13 protein-coding genes are annotated in these 16620 nt (G+C 69.6%); 12 read left to right on the top strand and 1 reads right to left on the bottom strand.

All coding sequences use genetic code 11. The features are described from left to right. Positions 1-32: 32 nt before the first annotated feature. Together KK483_RS11245 and clpX are read left to right on the top strand one after the other, a co-directional pair. Positions 33-710 (top strand): ATP-dependent Clp protease proteolytic subunit, encoded by a 678-nt coding sequence (locus KK483_RS11245; RefSeq protein ID WP_313878756.1) that lies wholly within the window; start codon positions 33-35, stop codon positions 708-710. Between the two features lie 143 nt (positions 711-853). Next, complete coding sequence (gene clpX, locus KK483_RS11240) at positions 854-2137, top strand: ATP-dependent Clp protease ATP-binding subunit ClpX (protein WP_242336353.1); 1284 nt, start codon at positions 854-856, stop codon at positions 2135-2137. Positions 2138-2223: 86 nt separating this feature from the next. Here clpX and KK483_RS11235 read toward each other — a convergent pair whose 3' ends face one another. Next, positions 2224-3222, bottom strand: a complete 999-nt coding sequence (locus KK483_RS11235; protein WP_262005091.1) for a hypothetical protein — start codon at positions 3220-3222, stop codon at positions 2224-2226. Positions 3223-3359: 137 nt separating this feature from the next. On the opposite strand from KK483_RS11235, the gene KK483_RS11230 reads away from it, so the two are divergent. The 10 genes from KK483_RS11230 (at position 3360) to rodA (ending at position 16451) form a co-directional block, all read left to right on the top strand. After that, entirely contained in the window at positions 3360-5981 is a 2622-nt protein-coding gene (locus KK483_RS11230) for a valine--tRNA ligase (protein ID WP_262005090.1), read from the top strand. 158 nt (positions 5982-6139) lie between these two features. Next, entirely contained in the window at positions 6140-7303 is a 1164-nt protein-coding gene (locus tag KK483_RS11225) for a sensor histidine kinase (protein WP_262005089.1), read from the top strand. A gap of 71 nt (positions 7304-7374) precedes the next feature. Continuing rightward, the gene (locus KK483_RS11220; RefSeq protein ID WP_262005088.1) at positions 7375-8898 is read left to right on the top strand and encodes a folylpolyglutamate synthase/dihydrofolate synthase family protein; all 1524 of its coding nucleotides are present in this window, start codon (positions 7375-7377) and stop codon (positions 8896-8898) included. Between the two features lie 4 nt (positions 8899-8902). Further along, a complete protein-coding gene (locus KK483_RS11215) occupies positions 8903-9268 on the top strand; it encodes a DUF4233 domain-containing protein (protein WP_262005087.1) in 366 nt (121 codons plus the stop codon). 90 nt (positions 9269-9358) lie between these two features. Further along, complete coding sequence (gene ndk / locus KK483_RS11210) at positions 9359-9772, top strand: nucleoside-diphosphate kinase (RefSeq protein WP_262005086.1); 414 nt, start codon at positions 9359-9361, stop codon at positions 9770-9772. Positions 9773-10067: 295 nt separating this feature from the next. Continuing rightward, positions 10068-11087: a rod shape-determining protein gene (locus tag KK483_RS11205; protein ID WP_242336332.1), complete on the top strand. Its 1020-nt coding sequence runs from the start codon at positions 10068-10070 to the stop codon at positions 11085-11087. 155 nt (positions 11088-11242) lie between these two features. Continuing rightward, positions 11243-12352, top strand: a complete 1110-nt coding sequence (gene mreC, locus KK483_RS11200; protein ID WP_262005085.1) for a rod shape-determining protein MreC — start codon at positions 11243-11245, stop codon at positions 12350-12352. A gap of 18 nt (positions 12353-12370) precedes the next feature. Continuing rightward, positions 12371-13054, top strand: coding sequence for a rod shape-determining protein MreD (mreD, locus tag KK483_RS11195; protein ID WP_262005084.1), 684 nt, complete (start codon positions 12371-12373; stop codon positions 13052-13054). A 19-nt stretch (positions 13055-13073) separates the two neighbouring features. Then, on the top strand, positions 13074-15248 hold the full coding sequence (gene mrdA, locus KK483_RS11190; RefSeq protein WP_262005083.1) for a penicillin-binding protein 2: 2175 nt from the start codon (positions 13074-13076) through the stop codon (positions 15246-15248). A 3-nt stretch (positions 15249-15251) separates the two neighbouring features. Then, complete coding sequence (rodA, locus tag KK483_RS11185) at positions 15252-16451, top strand: rod shape-determining protein RodA (RefSeq protein WP_262005082.1); 1200 nt, start codon at positions 15252-15254, stop codon at positions 16449-16451. The last annotated feature ends 169 nt before the right edge of the window (positions 16452-16620 follow it).

Raw genomic sequence — 16620 nt, 5'->3', positions numbered from 1 at the left:
ACCGGACCCTCAGCCCGCCGAACGCCACCAGGATGGTGAACACCGACATGCAGAACAACCTCTCCGCGAGCGGCCTCTACACGGGCCCGCAGGTGGACAACCGCTACGTCGTCCCCCGCTTCGTCGAGCGCACCTCGCAGGGCGTGCGCGAGTACGACCCGTACGCGAAGCTCTTCGAGGAGCGCGTGATCTTCCTCGGCGTCCAGATCGACGACGCCTCCGCCAACGACGTCATGGCGCAGCTGCTGTGCCTGGAGTCGATGGACCCGGACCGCGACATCTCGATCTACATCAACAGCCCCGGCGGCTCCTTCACCGCGCTGACCGCGATCTACGACACGATGCAGTTCGTGAAGCCGGACATCCAGACGGTCTGCATGGGCCAGGCGGCCTCCGCCGCGGCCGTCCTGCTCGCCGCCGGCACCCCCGGCAAGCGGATGGCGCTGCCGCACGCCCGTGTGCTGATCCACCAGCCCTCCACGCAGACGGGCCGGGAGCAGCTCTCCGACCTGGAGATCGCGGCCAACGAGATCCTGCGCATGCGCGAGCAGCTCGAGGAGATGCTCGCCAAGCACTCGTCGACCTCGATCGAGAAGGTCCGCGAGGACATCGAGCGCGACAAGATCCTGACCGCCGAGGAGGCGCTGTCGTACGGCCTGGTCGACCAGATCGTGTCGACCCGCAAGAGCACGGCCGCAGCGGCCGCCTGACGCCCGACCTCGCCTTGGCGCGGTACACGACAATGTGAACCGCGCCAAGGGGGGCCCGAACGGGGGCCCAGGCAAGGTACCGTCGGATATGAGGCACCAGGAGCCGCTGAACCAAGCGCTCCCAGGCGAAGGGGAAGCACCTCGTGGCACGCATCGGTGATGGCGGCGACCTGCTCAAGTGCTCGTTCTGCGGAAAGAGCCAGAAGCAGGTGAAGAAGCTCATCGCAGGCCCCGGGGTGTACATCTGCGACGAGTGCATCGACCTCTGCAACGAGATCATCGAAGAGGAGCTCGCCGAGACCTCCGAGGTGCGGTGGGAGGAACTCCCCAAGCCCCGCGAGATCTACGAGTTCCTGGAGGGGTACGTCGTCGGGCAGGAGCCCGCGAAGAAGGCCCTCTCCGTCGCGGTGTACAACCACTACAAGCGCGTCCAGGCCGGCGAGAACGGCGGATCGCAGGGCCGGGACGACGCGATCGAGCTCGCGAAGTCCAACATCCTTCTGCTGGGCCCCACCGGTTCGGGCAAGACACTGCTCGCCCAGACCCTGGCCCGGATGCTCAACGTCCCGTTCGCCATCGCCGACGCCACGGCGCTCACCGAGGCGGGCTATGTCGGCGAGGACGTCGAGAACATCCTGCTGAAGCTGATCCAGGCCGCCGACTACGACGTCAAGAAGGCCGAGACCGGCATCATCTACATCGACGAGATCGACAAGGTCGCCCGCAAGAGCGAGAACCCGTCGATCACCCGGGATGTGAGCGGTGAGGGCGTCCAGCAGGCGCTGTTGAAGATCCTGGAGGGCACGACGGCCTCCGTGCCGCCGCAGGGCGGCCGGAAGCATCCGCACCAGGAGTTCATCCAGATCGACACGACGAACGTCCTCTTCATCGTCGGCGGCGCCTTCGCCGGCCTGGAGAAGATCATCGAGTCGCGCGCCGGGGCGAAGGGCATCGGCTTCGGCGCCACGATCCGCTCCAAGCGCGAGATCGAGGCGAGCGACCAGTTCCAGGAGGTCATGCCCGAGGACCTGGTGAAGTTCGGCATGATCCCCGAGTTCATCGGCCGCCTGCCGGTGATCACCTCGGTCCACAACCTGGACCGCGAGGCCCTGCTGAAGATCCTGGTCGAGCCCCGCAACGCGCTGGTGAAGCAGTACCAGCGCCTCTTCGAACTCGACGGCGTCGAGCTGGACTTCGACCGCCCGGCCCTCGAAGCCATCGCCGACCAGGCCATCCTGCGCGGCACGGGCGCGCGCGGTCTGCGCGCCATCATGGAAGAGGTCCTGATGTCGGTGATGTACGAGGTGCCGTCGCGCAAGGACGTCGCCCGTGTCGTCATCACGGCGGATGTCGTGCACAACAACGTGAACCCGACGCTGGTGCCGCGGATCGTGAAGAACGACGGCCGGCACGAGAAGAGCGCGTAGCGCTCCACCGCACGGACGAGAAGGGCGCCGGGCAGGTTCACCGAACCTGCCCGGCGCCCTTTCCCGTACCGGGGGCGCTGCCCTTGTTACGCCTTGACGCGGATCTCGTTGCGGAGATCGACGGTGATCTTGACCGCCGTGTCCTTGTCCATGCCCTTGGTGGCGTCGCCGGGGGAGACCATCGTGATCGTGCTGTAGTCGGCCCAGACGCAGAACCAGTCGGTCTTCTGCTCCTTGGTCACCGGGTTCTTCCCCTCGGCGGCCTGGCACTTCATGACGCCGTTGTCGAAGCCGTCGGGGCTGACCTCCTCCGGCGACCCGATCAGCTTGCCGGTCTGGGCGTCGCCGCTGCTCGACGTGTCCTTGTTGATCTGCGCGAAGAAGCTGTCCAGCGTCTTCTTCGGGTCGTCGATCTTGCCGTAGGCGCCGATGAAGGTGATTCCCTTGGCGGTGGCCAGGTCCGGGACGGAACTCGGGTCGGCCGGGTCGTAGTTGCTGATGTCCGCGGTCGTGTACTGGCCCAGCACGGACGTGCCGTTCTTGATGCCGCTCTTCTCCATGTCCTTGACGACGGAGGCGTCGTCGCTGCCGGACTCGCCGTCCTTGGAGACCCGGTTGTAGTCGGTCAGCACCTTCGCGGGCGTGGCGAGCTTGTGCGGGCCGTCGTCGGAGAGGCCGCCGCCGGTGCCCCCGAGCACGAAGTACACCGCGACGCCGATCGCCGCGACCACGGCGACCGCGCCGATGATCAGGCCCGTCTTCCTGCCGCCGCCCCGGGCCGGCGGAGGCGGGGGCGGGTAGGCGCCGGGGCCCGCGCCGTACGGCGGCTGCTGGGGCGGCTGCGGCGGCTGGCCGTACGGGCCGGGCTGCTGGGGCGGGACACCCTGGGGAGCCTGCTGGGGATAGCCGTAGCCGGGCGGGGGAGCCTGCTGCGGGTAGCCGTAGCCGGGCTGCGGGGCCTGCGGCGGCTGGCCGTAAGGACCAGGCTGGCCGTAGGGACCCGGCTGGCCGTAGGGACCAGGCTGGCCGTACGGGCCGGGCTGCTGGGGCTGGTCGCCGTACGGGCCCGGCTGGTTGTGGCTCATTACTGGGTTCCCCTCCAGATGCTCATGTGTTCCGAACATCCTGGCGGAAGGGGCGCTCTCCCGGGGCACGAGGGCGTACACCGTTACGGAAGATTCCCGTTTCAGAACGGGACGGTGACACCTCTAAACTGTGGCCCGTGACCGAGAACACTCAGCAGCAGCCAGCCAGCAACCCCGAACTGCCGACCCAGTACGCGCCGGCCGAGGTAGAGGGGAAGCTGTACGAGCGCTGGGTAGAACGCGGTTACTTCGAGGCCGACGAGAAGAGCGAGAAGCCTCCGTACACGATCGTCATCCCGCCGCCGAACGTCACGGGCAGCCTCCACCTGGGCCACGCCTTCGAGCACACGCTGATCGACGCCCTCACCCGCCGCAAGCGGATGCAGGGGTACGAGACGCTGTGGCAGCCCGGCATGGACCACGCCGGCATCGCCACGCAGAACGTCGTCGAGCGCGAGCTCGCCAAGGAGGGCAAGTCACGCCACGACCTGGGGCGGGAGGCGTTCGTCGAGCGCGTCTGGCAGTGGAAGGGCGAGTCCGGCGGCCGGATCTCCGGGCAGATGAAGCGCCTGGGCGACGGCGTCGCCTGGTCGCGCGAGCGCTTCACCATGGACGAGGGCCTCTCCCAGGCCGTCCAGACCATCTTCAAGAAGCTCTACGACGAAGAGCTGATCTACCGCGCCGAGCGCATCATCAACTGGTGCCCGCGCTGTCTCACCGCGATCTCGGACATCGAGGTCGAGTACCAGGACGACGACGGCGAGCTCGTCTCCATCCGGTACGGGGAGGGTGACGACTCCATCGTCGTCGCGACGACCCGCGCCGAGACGATGCTGGGTGACACGGCCGTCGCCGTCCACCCCGAGGACGAGCGCTACAAGCACCTCGTCGGACGCGAGATCGAGCTGCCGCTGACCGGCCGCCGCATCCCCGTCGTCGCCGACGAGCACGTCGACCCCGAGTTCGGCACGGGCGCCGTCAAGGTCACGCCCGCGCACGACCCGAACGACTTCGAGATCGGCCAGCGGCACGGTCTGCCGAACCTCGCCGTCATGGACGAGCGCGCCGTCATCACCGCGCACGGCCCCTTCCAGGGCCTGGACCGCCTGGAGGCCCGTTCCGCCATCGTCGCCGCGCTGCGCGCCGAGGGCCGGATCGTCGCCGAGAAGCGCCCGTACGTCCACTCGGTCGGCCACTGCTCGCGCTGCAAGACCACGATCGAGCCGCGGCTGTCCATGCAGTGGTGGGTCAAGGTCGGTCCGCTGGCCAAGGCCGCGGGTGACGCGGTCCGCGACGGCAAGGTCGCGATCCATCCGCAGGAGATGGAGAAGCGCTACTTCGACTGGGTCGACAACCTGCACGACTGGTGCATCTCGCGCCAGCTGTGGTGGGGCCACCGCATCCCCGTCTGGTACGGGCCGAACGGCGAGGTCGTCTGCGTCGGGCCGGACGACGAGGTCCCGACCGGCGAGGGCTGGCACCAGGAGACCGATGTCCTCGACACCTGGTTCTCCTCCGGTCTGTGGCCCTTCTCCACCCTGGGCTGGCCCGAGCAGACCGAGAGCCTCGCGAAGTTCTACCCGAACTCCGTCCTGGTCACCGGCTACGACATCCTCTTCTTCTGGGTCGCCCGGATGATGATGTTCGGCATCTACGCCATGGACGGCACCCCGCCGTTCCACACCATCGCCCTGCACGGCATGGTCCGCGACCAGTTCGGCAAGAAGATGTCGAAGTCCTTCGGCAACGCGGTCAACCCGCTGGACTGGATGGACAAGTACGGCTCCGACGCGCTGCGCTTCACGCTCGTGCGCGGCGCCAACCCGGGTGTCGACGTCCCGATCGGCGAGGACTGGGTCCAGGGCTCGCGCAACTTCGCCAACAAGATCTGGAACGCCACGCGCTTCGCGCTGATGAACGGCGCGACGGTCGAGGGCCCCATGCCGTCGCCCGAGCGGATGTCGGCGACGGACCGCTGGATCCTGTCGCGGCTGAACTCGGTGGTCGCCGAGGTCGACGCGTACTACGAGGACTACCAGTTCGCGAAGCTGTCCGACGCGCTGTTCCACTTCGCCTGGGACGAGGTCTTCGACTGGTACGTCGAGCTGTCCAAGACCACGTTCATGGGCGGCGGCGAGCCGGCCAAGGTCTCGGCCCGGGTCCTCGGCGAGGTCCTCGACGTCACGCTGAGGCTGCTCCACCCGGTCGTCCCGTTCGTCACCGAGACGCTGTGGACCACGCTCACGGGCGGTGAGTCGGTCGTCATCGCCGACTGGCCCAAGGACTCCGGCTTCCGCGACCAGGCTGCGGAGAAGGAGATCGAGCTGGTCCAGCGGGTCGTCACCGAGGTCCGCCGGTTCCGCTCCGACCAGGGTCTCCAGCCCGGTCAGAAGGTCCCGGCACGGCTGACCCTCGCCGGCACGGCCCTCGCCCCGCACGAGGGCGCGATCCGGCAACTGCTCCGGCTGCAGCCGGAGGGCGACTCCTTCCACGCGACGGCGACCCTCCCGGTCGCGGGCGCGGAGGTCGCGTTGGATCTGTCCGGTGTGATCGACGTCGAGGCGGAGCGCAAGCGGCTCGCGAAGGACCTCGCGGCGGCCGAGAAGGAGAAGGCCCAGGCGACGGCGAAGCTGGGCAACGAGGCGTTCCTGGCGAAGGCGCCGGACAACGTCGTGGACAAGATCAGGGGACGGCTGGCCAAGGCCGAGGAGGACATCGAGCGGATCAGCGCCCAGCTGTCCGCCCTCCCGCAGTCCTGACGCCCTCGGGCCGCCGCCGGCGCTGTGCCGCCGGACCGCCGCGCCGGACCGCCGCGCCGTGACCGGCGCTGACGTGGCCGGTCGCCGGACGGGCTCCGCCGGAGCCCGTCCGGCGGTTGCGGACGGACAGCCGGGGGCGCCCGGCGGATGATGGAGACATGCCGCACACGCCCGCCACCCTCGCGCTGCGTCGCGCCGTCGCGGCGGGGCGCCGGTACGCCGACCGGTGGGCCGTGTCGCCGCGCGCGGTCGACGCCGTCACCGCCACCGGCTGCTTCGCGCTGATGCTGCTCGACGTGCCGGGGCTCGCCAAGGCGGACAACTCGCTCGGCCGGGTGAGCGCGACGTTCGTTCTCGCGGCGGGCGCGGCGACGCTGCTGCTGCGGCGCCGGGCGCCGTGGATTCCGTATCTGGTCGCCCTCGGCTTCCTCGGCTGGCTGCACGAGCTGACGCTCATCCAGTTCGCGCTGTACTCGCTCGGGCGCTTCCGGGGGCGTATCGCGGGCGTCGTCGCCACCCTGGGGTACCTCCTGACCGCCTACGTGCTGTACAGCACGCCCGCCTGGCCCCCGCATCGCGGGGAGACACTGAGCGAGTTCCTGAGCCTGGTCGTGCCGATCGGGGTGCTCGCGTCGGGCGTCGGGATCGCCGCGTACCGGCAGGACCTCATCCGGGAGCTGGAGGCACAGCGCGCCGAGACCGCGGCCCTCCAGGCCGTGCAGCGGGAGCGCACCTCCGTCGCCCGCGATGTGCACGACCTCGTGGGCCGGGAGCTGACGGTCCTCGCCGTACGGGCCGAGGTGCTGTCGGTGCGGGCGAGGGCCGAGAGGCACGGAGTGGACTTCGAGGAGCTCGCGGACACCGCCCGCCGCGCCCACCACACGCTGAACGAGATCATCGTGCGGCGCGGCGACGAACGCACCGCGACGCCCGGGCTCGACGGGCTGCCGGTGCTCGCGGCGGAGGGGGAGCGGATCGGCAGCCCCGTGCGGCTGAGGATCACCGAGGAGGCGCGCCGGATCTCGCCGCTGCGGCAGACGGCGGTCTTCCGGGTGGTGCAGGAGTGCCTGACCAACGCGGCCAAGCACGCGCCGGGGGAGACGGTCACCGTGTCGATCGACGTCGACGACGCGGCACGGCTGCGGATCGACGTCGGCAACCGGCTCGCCGGCTCGGACCCGGCGGGCGAGCTGGAGCCGGTGTCCACCGGCACGGGCACCTCGTCCATGCGCGCGCGGGTGGAGAGCATGGGTGGCACGCTCACGGCCGGGCCCCTGGAGGACTCGTACCACGTACGGGCCGTGCTCCCGTCGGGTCTCTAGGGCCTGTCGTTCGGGGCTTGCCGGGCCGATCCGAGCGACAGGCCCGGGCCGCGCCTCCGTAGACTGGCAGCGTGAGTGAGCAGCAGCCCTTTGGTGAACCCGGCGAATCAGACGAGTTCGACGCCTTCGACGAGATCGTCGATGCCGAGACCGACCGCGACCCCGACCTGGCGGTGATCGAGGCCGGCAGCCGCACGCTGCGCACCCGGGCCGGATCGCCGCAGGGCGACCAGGTGCCCGCCCGCCCCGCCGACCCGGAGGTCGACAAGGCGCTGCGCGAGGTCGAGGCCGAACTCGCGACCCGCTGGGGCGAGACGAAGCTGGAGCCGTCGGTCGCGCGCATCTCCGCGCTGATGGACGTGCTCGGCGAGCCCCAGCGCGCGTACCCGTCGGTCCACATCACCGGCACCAACGGCAAGACCTCCACGGCCCGCATGATCGAGGCCCTGTTCGGCGCCTTCGAGCTGCGCACCGGGCGGTACACCTCGCCCCACGTCCAGTCGATCACCGAGCGGATCAGCCTGGACGGCGCGCCGATCGCGCCCGAGCGCTTCGTCGCGACGTACCAGGACATCAAGCCGTACGTCGAGATGGTCGACGCCGCGCAGGAGTACCGGCTCTCCTTCTTCGAGGTGCTGACCGGCATGGCCTACGCCGCCTTCGCGGACGCGCCTGTCGATGTCGCCGTCGTCGAGGTCGGCATGGGCGGCAGCTGGGACGCGACCAATGTCATCGACGGGTCGGTGGCCGTGATCACCCCGATCGATCTGGACCACACCGACCGGCTCGGCACCACCCCGGCCGACATCGCAGGCGAGAAGTCCGGCGTCATCAAGCAGGGTGCCACGGTCATCCTGGCCCAGCAGCCCGTGGACGTCGCTCAGGTGATGCTGAAGAAGGCCGTCGAGGCCGACGCGACGGTGGCCCGCGAGGGCATGGAGTTCGGCATCGTCTCCCGTGAGATCGCGGTCGGCGGGCAGATGCTGACGCTGCGGGGGCTCGGCGGGGAGTACCCGGAGGTCTTCCTGCCGCTGTACGGCGCGCACCAGGCGCACAACGCGGCGGTGGCGCTCGCGGCGGTCGAGGCGTTCTTCGGGGTCGGCGAGCAGCACGCGCGCACGCTCGATGCGGACACGGTCCGTGCGGCGTTCGCGTCCGTCGTGTCGCCGGGCCGGCTGGAGGTCGTACGCCGCAGCCCGACCGTCGTCCTGGACGCCGCGCACAACCCGGCGGGGGCGCGGGCGGCCGCCGACGGTGTCAGCGAGGCGTTCGGCTTCTCGCGGCTCATCGGTGTCGTCGGCACGAGCGACGACAAGGACGTCAGGTCCGTGCTCGAAGCCTTCGAGCCGGTCTTCGCGGAGATCGTCGTGACGCAGAACTCCAGCCACCGGGCGATGGACGCCGATGCGCTGGCCGCGGTCGCCGTGGAGGTCTTCGGCGACGAGCGGGTGGTCGTCGAGCCGCGGCTCGACGACGCTCTGGAGGCGGCGATCACGCTCGCCGAGGAGGAGTCGGAGTTCTCGGGCGCGGGCGTCCTGGTGACCGGCTCCGTGATCACGGTCGGCGAGGCCCGGCTGCTGCTGGGGAGGGGCTGAACCCATGCGTACGCTCTGTGCGTCGACCCTGATCGGCGAGTTCTTCGTGATCGGCTTCGCCGGTCTGGTGGCGATGAAGACCGACGGGCTGTCCATGACCGCGGTCTGGACGGTCTGCGGTGTCGCGATGTTGCTGTCGGTGCTGCTGTGCGGGATGATCACGCGTCCCGGCGGGGTGCAGCTCGGCTGGGTGCTCCAGGCCGGGCTGATCGCCAGCGGTTTCGTCGTGCCGATGATGTTCGTCCTGGGGGTCGTCTTCGCCGGTCTGTGGTGGGCCTCGGTCCACTACGGGCGGCAGGTCGACGAGGCGAAGGCGGCCTTCGCGGCACAGCAGGGCGCCGATGTCTCCCCAGGGCCTGACGCTGTGTGATGAGACACGCCCTGCGCCCTGTAGCCTCTGAGGCGCAGACCCCTTACTGACCTCCACATCCTGCGACCCGCACTCGAAGGAGCCCGCACCGTGAGCCAGCGCACGCTCGTCCTGCTGAAGCCCGATGCCGTCCGCCGCGGCCTGATCGGCGAGATCATCGGCCGCATCGAGCGCAAGGCGGGCTGGCAGATCACCGCGCTGGAGCTGCGCGAGCTGGACCAGGAGACCCTGGAGCAGCACTACGGCGAGCACAAGGGCAAGCCGTTCTACGAGCCGCTGGTGGCGTTCATGTCCTCCGGTCCGGTCGTCGCGCTGGTCGTCGAGGGCGAGCGGGTCATCGAAGGCGTCCGTGCGCTCGCCGGCCCGACCGACCCGATCGCCGCGGCCCCCGGCTCGATCCGCGGCGACTACGGCACGATCGTCCGCGAGAACCTCATCCACGCCTCGGACTCGGAGGAGTCCGCCATCCGGGAACTGAAGATTTTCTTCCCGGGTCTTTCCTGATTACCAGTCAGCCATACAGCGCTCATAGCCTGGGGCGACCGAAGGAATTTCGGTCGCCCTTCGGTATACGCACGCATACGGACGACGAGACCGGGAACGCATCGCTCCGACTTGTCGTCACCCATACCGAGGCGGGCCAGCGCGCGCTGTCCGGGCAGGCGGCACTACGATGGAAGCCTTCACGCCGGAGCACCCGTACACGAGTCGCACCACACCCTCCTCGCCTACCTGAAAAGCCATCAAAGCTCGATTTGGGAAGGCCCGACGCATCCTCATGGGAAACAAGGGGAACTCTATGTCGTTCATCGGCCGTGACATGGCTGTCGACCTCGGGACCGCCAACACGCTGGTGTACGTAAGAGGTCGTGGGATCGTCCTCAACGAGCCGTCCGTCGTCGCCATCAACACCAACACCGGCGGCATCCTCGCGGTGGGCTCCGAAGCCAAGAAGATGATCGGCCGCACGCCGGGGAACATCGTGGCGGTGCGCCCCCTCAAGGACGGCGTGATCGCCGACTTCGAGATCACGGAGCGTATGCTCCGCTACTTCATCCTCAAGATCCACAAGCGCCGCTGGGCGGCCCGTCCGCGGATCGTCGTCTGTGTGCCCTCCGGTATCACCGGCGTGGAGCGCCGCGCCGTCATCGAGGCGTCCACGCAGGCCGGCGCCCGCCAGGTGCACATCATCGAGGAGCCGATGGCGGCGGCCATCGGAGCGGCCCTGCCGGTCCACGAGGCCACCGGCAACATGGTGGTGGACATCGGTGGCGGCACCACCGAGGTCGCCGTGATCTCGCTGGGAGGAATCGTCACGGCACAGTCGATCCGGGTCGCCGGCGACGAGCTGGACAACGCGATCATCCAGCACATCAAGAAGGAGTACAGCCTTCTTCTGGGCGAGCGGACCGCCGAGAACATCAAGATCACCATTGGTTCGGCGTTCGACCTCGACAAGGACGAGCACACCGAGATCCGCGGCCGCGACCTGGTCTCCGGCCTGCCGAAGACCGTGGTCATCTCCGCGGCCGAGGTCCGCAAGGCCATCGAGGAGCCGGTCAACGCGATCGTCGACGCCGTGAAGACCACCCTCGACAAGTGCCCGCCGGAGCTCTCCGGCGACGTGATGGACCGGGGCATCGTCCTCACCGGCGGCGGCGCCCTGCTGCGCGGCCTGGACGAGCGACTGCGCCACGAGACCGGCATGCCGATCCACATCGCCGAGGACCCGCTGGACTCCGTCGCGCTCGGCGCCGGCAAGTGCGTCGAGGAGTTCGAGGCGCTCCAGCAGGTGCTGGACGCCCAGCCGCGCCGGTAACGGGGCGGCCGGCGCCGCGCGAGTCCGCAGCTCGCGCGGCCGCCCGTCACCCGAACAGCGGACAACAGCACAGCAGTAACGCAGCAACAGCTACACCAGCACCACGGCACTACGGCACCACACACATTCCGACGAGGAAGGCACGGCCGCCGCACGTGAGGGACACGAAAGAGAGCCGGCTGCTCCTGGTCCTGCTGATCGCCATCGCGTTCGCACTGATCACGGTGGATATCCGCGGGGGCCAGGAGTCGCCGGTCGACGGCGCCCGGCAGGCCGCCGCCGCGGTCTTCGGACCGGTCGAGCACGGCGTCGCGGCCGCCGTCGATCCGGTCGGCAACGCCATCGGAGCCGTCCGGGACTCGGGGGAGCGGCACAACCGCATCGCCGTGCTCGAACGGGAGAACGCGGCCCTCAAGGCCAGGCTCGGCAGCGACTCCCGCAACCGCAGCCGCCTCAACCAGCTGGACTCCATGCTGAAGAAGGCGGCCAACGGGCAGTACGGCATCAAGGCCGCGGAGGTCATCGCCATAGGAGCCGCCCAGGGCTTCTCATGGACCGTCACCATCGACGTCGGCTCCCATGACGGCATCCTGCGCGACATGACCGTACTCAACGGCGACGGCCTGGTCGGCCGGGTCACCACCGTCGGCCCCGACACCGCGACCGTGCTCCTCGCCAACGACCCGGACTTCACGGTCGGTACGCGCATGGAGAGCACGGACGAGCTCGGCTTCGCGACCGGTCAGGGAGACCGGCCGCTGGCCGTCCAGCTCCTCAACGGCAAGGCGAAGGTGAAGAAGGGCGACCGGTTGGTCACCTTCGGCTCGCAGGCCGACAAGCCGTTCGTGCCCGGCGTCCCCGTGGGCGACGTCGTCCGCGTGGACCCCTCCGGCGGCGGTCTGACCCGGACCATCTACGTCCGGCCCTACGCCTCCTTCTCCAAGCTCGACATCGTCGGAGTCGTCGTCCAGGCGCCCCGCACCGACCCGCGCGACACCGTGCTCCCGCCGAAGCCAAGGCCGACTCCGACGCCGACGGTCACGGTGACGATCACCCCGTGCCCCGACGGCCGGCTGCCGGAGGCCGACGAGCAGGCCGACTGCACCGAGAAGGGGACCGGTGACGGCGACGGCACCACGGGCAACGCGGCGGACACGCACGCCAGTACCCGCCCCGTCCCGGATGCCAGCGCCAGCCCCAGCGCCACCCCTAGGGCCAGCGCCAGTACCGGCACCGGCACCGGCACCGGCACGGACGACGAGTAGCAGGAGGAGCTGAACACCATGCGCTTCAACCGGATGCTGCTCTCCACCACGCTCGTCGTGGTCGCCCTCGTCATCCAGGTCTCCGTACTCGCCCGGCTCCACCTCCCCGGAGCGGTGCCCGACCTGCTGCTGCTCACCGTGCTCGCCCTCGCACTTGTGTACGGGCACACCAGCGGCGCCCTCATCGGCTTCGGCGCCGGCCTGCTCGCCGACCTCGCCCCGCCCGCCGACCACGCCGCCGGCCGCTACGCGCTCGTGCTGTGCGTCATCGGCTACCTCGCGGGCCTGGTCAGGCCGGAGAACGGCCGGCTCACCTCGGCCACCGGCCCGATGCTCGTGGTCGTCGCCGCGGCGATCGGCTCCACTCTGCTGTACGCGGGCGTCGGCGCCCTCGTGGGCGACACCGCCGCCCGCCATGTGGGCCTCGGCTCGCTGCTGTTCACGGCCACCGTCTACGACCTGCTGCTGGCGCCCTTCACGGTGCCCCTGATCATGGCGCTCGCCAGACGCGCCGAGAACGACCCGCTCGCCGACAACCAGCCCTCCGGCAGCGCCGACGTGGCGGGCGGCTGGACCTCGTTCGGCACCGGGCTGCGCATCGGCAGCCAGCGCGGCACCGGCCTGGGCGGCGGACTGCGGGTGAAGGCGGCCAGGACCAGAGCGGGCCGTGCCGGCCGCATCAAGGGCATCAAGCGACTGTGAACGAGGGGGCATCCGCAGCGTGAGCAACATTCCCGAGACCGGACGGACGCCCCGCGTCCAGATCCGCCTCGTCATCATCCAGGTCCTGGTCTTCTCCCTCTTCGCCACGCTCGGCGGCCGGCTCTGGTACCTCCAGATCCGCAACGGCGACGAGTACGCCAAGGAGGCGTCCGGCAACGGCGTCCAGCAGGTCGTCCAGCCCGCCGTCCGCGGCTCCATCCTCGACGCCCGCGGCGTCCCGCTCGCCGACAACGAGACCCGCCTCGTCGTCTCCGCGTCCCGCACCGAGCTGCTGAAGATGAAGGACGACGGCAAGGGCGTCCTCACCCGGCTCGCCGCGGTCCTCGGCATGAAGCCGAAGGAGGTCATGGACAAGGTCCGGCTCTGCGACTCCGAGACCCCGCAGCCCTGCTGGAACGGCTCCCCCTACCAGCCGATCCCCGTCACCGACGAGGCCACCACCCAGCAGGCCCTCCAGATCCGCGAGCGCGCCGAGGACTTCCCCGGCATCACCGCCGAACCCACCGCCGTACGCCGCTATCCCGCGCCCGGCAAGGCCAACACCTCGCAGGTGCTCGGCTATCTCTCGCCCGTCACCGACGAGGAGCTGGAGAAGGCCAAGAACACCGACTCGCCGTTCCTCCGCTCCGACCAGGTCGGCCGCTCCGGACTGGAGCGTACGTACGACAAGGAGCTGCGCGGCAAGGCCGGTGTCACCCGCTACGAGGTCGACAACCTCGGCCGGGTCATCGGCCAGGCCAAGGCCGACAAGGCCGAGCCCGGCGCCAATGTCGTCACCTCCATCGACGCCCGCGTCCAGGCGGTCGCCGAGTGGGAGCTCAACAACGCGATGAAGGAAGCCCGCAAGGTCTTCGACGACAACACCAACACCAACTACAAGGCCGACTCGGGCGCCGTCGTGGTGATGGAGGCGAAGACCGGCCGGGTGGTGGCGATGGCCTCGCTGCCGACGTACGACCCCAACGCCTGGGTCGGCGGCATCTCCGCCAAGGACTACGCGAAGCTCACCGGCAAGAGGTCCAACTTCCCGCTGCTCAACCGGGCCATCCAGGGCCAGGCCGCCCCCGGCTCGATCTTCAAGGTCGTCCCGACGACCGCCGCGGTCAACGCCGGATACGACTTCAAGGGCCGCTACCCCTGCCCGAGCTCGTACTCCATCGGCAACCAGGTCTTCAAGAACTTCGAGTCGCAGGGCCACGGCAGCATCACCCTCGGCCAGGCCCTGGAGGTCTCCTGCGACACCGTCTACTACGCCCTCGCGCACCAGCAGTGGAGGAAGGACGGCGGCCTCAAGCCGAAGAAGAGCCCGGCCGACTGGTTCTACAAGACCGCGCACCAGTTCGGGCTCGGCGCCGAGACCGGCATCGACCTGCCCAACGAGGTCACGGGCCGCGTCCCCGACCGCCGCTGGAAGCAGCAGTTCTGGGACGCCAACAAGGACTACTGGTGCAAGATCGGCAAGAAGGGCGGCAGCTACATCCAGCAGCTGTCCTACGAGAACTGCCTCGAAGGCAATCTGATGCGCGCCGGTGACTCGGTCAACTACTCGATCGGCCAGGGCGACACGCTCGTCACCCCCATCCAGATGGCCACCATCTACGCCGCCATCTCCAACGGCGGCACGCTCTGGAACCCGACCGTCGGCAAGGCGGTCGTCAGCCCGGACGGCAAGAGCGTCCGCGAGATCACTCCCAAGTCCCACGGCAAGCTGCCGATGGACGTCAAGACGCAGAAGCTGATGGACGAGGCCCTCGCCGGAGTCGCCACCCGTGGTACGGCCGCCTGGCGGTTCGGCGGCTGGCCCCAGGACAAGATCCCGATGCGTGCCAAGACCGGTACGGCGGAGGTCCACGGCAAGCAGACGACCTCCTGGTTCGCCACCTACACCGACGAGTACTCGATCGTCATGACGATCTCCCAGGGTGGTACCGGCTCCGGCGCCTCGGGACCCGCCGTCCGCAACATCTACAACGCGCTCTACGGCCTCGACATGGAAGGCAACCAGGACCTGGGCAAGGCCCTGCTGCCCAAGCCGCAGAAGGCGCTGCCGAAGATCCAGCCCGACGGCTCCATCGACGCCCCGAGGATCGATCCGTACGCCCCGCCCACACCGGACGAGGGCGGCACGCAAGCGCTCATGGGCCCGCCCCCCGCGACCGGCCGGAGGGACTGACCCATGGCCGGAACCAACAGCTTCTCCGTCGCCCGCTACACCCCCGACCGCGGACCCTGGTCCAGGCTCACCGCCCGTGACTCGATGCTGCGCCGGCTCGACTGGCCGATGCTGCTCTCCGCGATCGCGCTCTCGCTCATCGGCGCGCTCCTCGTCTGGTCGGCGACGCGCAACCGCACCGAGCTCAACCAGGGCGATCCGTACTACTTCCTCTTCCGGCACCTGCTGAACACCGGGATCGGCATCGCCCTGATGGCCGGCACCGTCTGGCTCGGTCACCGCACCCTGCGCGGAGCCGTACCGGTCCTCTACGGCATCTCGGTGCTGCTCGTCATGCTGGTGCTCACCCCGCTCGGCGCGACCATCAACGGCGCCCACGCGTGGATCGTCATCGGCGCGGGCTTCTCGCTGCAGCCCTCCGAGTTCGTGAAGATCACGATCATCCTGGGCATGGCGATGCTGCTGGCCGCCCAGGTCGACGCCGGCGACCAGGTCCACCCCGACCACCGCACGGTCGCCAAGTCGCTCGGCCTCGCGGTCGTCCCCATGGTCGTCGTCATGCTCATGCCCGACCTCGGCTCGGTCATGGTGATGGTCGTCATCGTGCTCGGTGTGCTGCTCGCCTCAGGCGCCTCCAACCGCTGGGTGCTCGGGCTCATCGGCACCGGCGTGGCGGGCGGCATCCTGGTCACCTTCCTCGGACTCCTCGACGAGTACCAGATCAACCGCTTCGCGGCCTTCGCCAACCCCGAACTCGACCCGGCGGGCGTCGGCTACAACACCAACCAGGCACGCATCGCCATCGGCTCCGGCGGACTGCTCGGCACCGGCCTCTTCAAGGGCTCCCAGACGACCGGCCAGTTCGTGCCCGAGCAGCAGACGGACTTCGTCTTCACCGTGGCCGGGGAGGAGCTCGGCTTCCTCGGCGCGGGCTTCATCCTCTTCCTGCTCGGCCTGGTGCTCTGGCGCGCCTGCCGGATCGCCCGCGAGACCACCGAGCTGTACGGCACGATCGTCGCCGCCGGGATCATCGCCTGGTTCGCCTTCCAGTCCTTCGAGAACATCGGCATGACGCTCGGCATCATGCCCGTCGCCGGGCTCCCGCTGCCCTTCGTGTCCTACGGCGGCTCGTCGATGTTCGCGGTGTGGGTGGCGGTCGGCCTGCTCCAGTCCATCAGGGTCCAGCGGCCGATAGGCGCGTAGCGCGCTTTTGCTGCGAGCAGTCCCCGCCCGGAGCCAGATGCAGGCCTGGCCCCGGTTGGGGGCTGCCCAGGGAACGGAATCGCGTCTAGATTCGGTTCGTGACTCCTCCACCCCAGGGGGTGGCTTCTCATGCGGCTCAATCAACCCGTATGACGGCCAAGCCCTGACC

The organism is Streptomyces sp. FIT100 (genome assembly GCF_024584805.1).
GTDB lineage: Bacteria > Actinomycetota > Actinomycetes > Streptomycetales > Streptomycetaceae > Streptomyces.
Note: the sequence above shows the minus strand (reverse complement) of the source record. Positions and strands in the feature narration are given on the sequence as shown.

Bases quoted from the DNA above. Each gene is read 5' to 3' on its own strand.
- KK483_RS11225 (WP_262005089.1), top strand. From the start codon at position 6,140: ATGCCGCACACGCCCGCCACCCTCGCGCTGCGTCGCGCCGTCGCGGCG.
- KK483_RS11235 (WP_262005091.1), bottom strand. From the start codon at position 3,222: ATGAGCCACAACCAGCCGGGCCCGTACGGCGACCAGCCCCAGCAGCCC.
- mreD (WP_262005084.1), top strand. From the start codon at position 12,371: ATGCGCTTCAACCGGATGCTGCTCTCCACCACGCTCGTCGTGGTCGCC.
- KK483_RS11215 (WP_262005087.1), top strand. From the start codon at position 8,903: ATGCGTACGCTCTGTGCGTCGACCCTGATCGGCGAGTTCTTCGTGATC.
- KK483_RS11245 (WP_313878756.1), top strand. From the start codon at position 33: ATGGTGAACACCGACATGCAGAACAACCTCTCCGCGAGCGGCCTCTAC.
- rodA (WP_262005082.1), top strand. From the start codon at position 15,252: ATGGCCGGAACCAACAGCTTCTCCGTCGCCCGCTACACCCCCGACCGC.
- KK483_RS11205 (WP_242336332.1), top strand. From the start codon at position 10,068: ATGTCGTTCATCGGCCGTGACATGGCTGTCGACCTCGGGACCGCCAAC.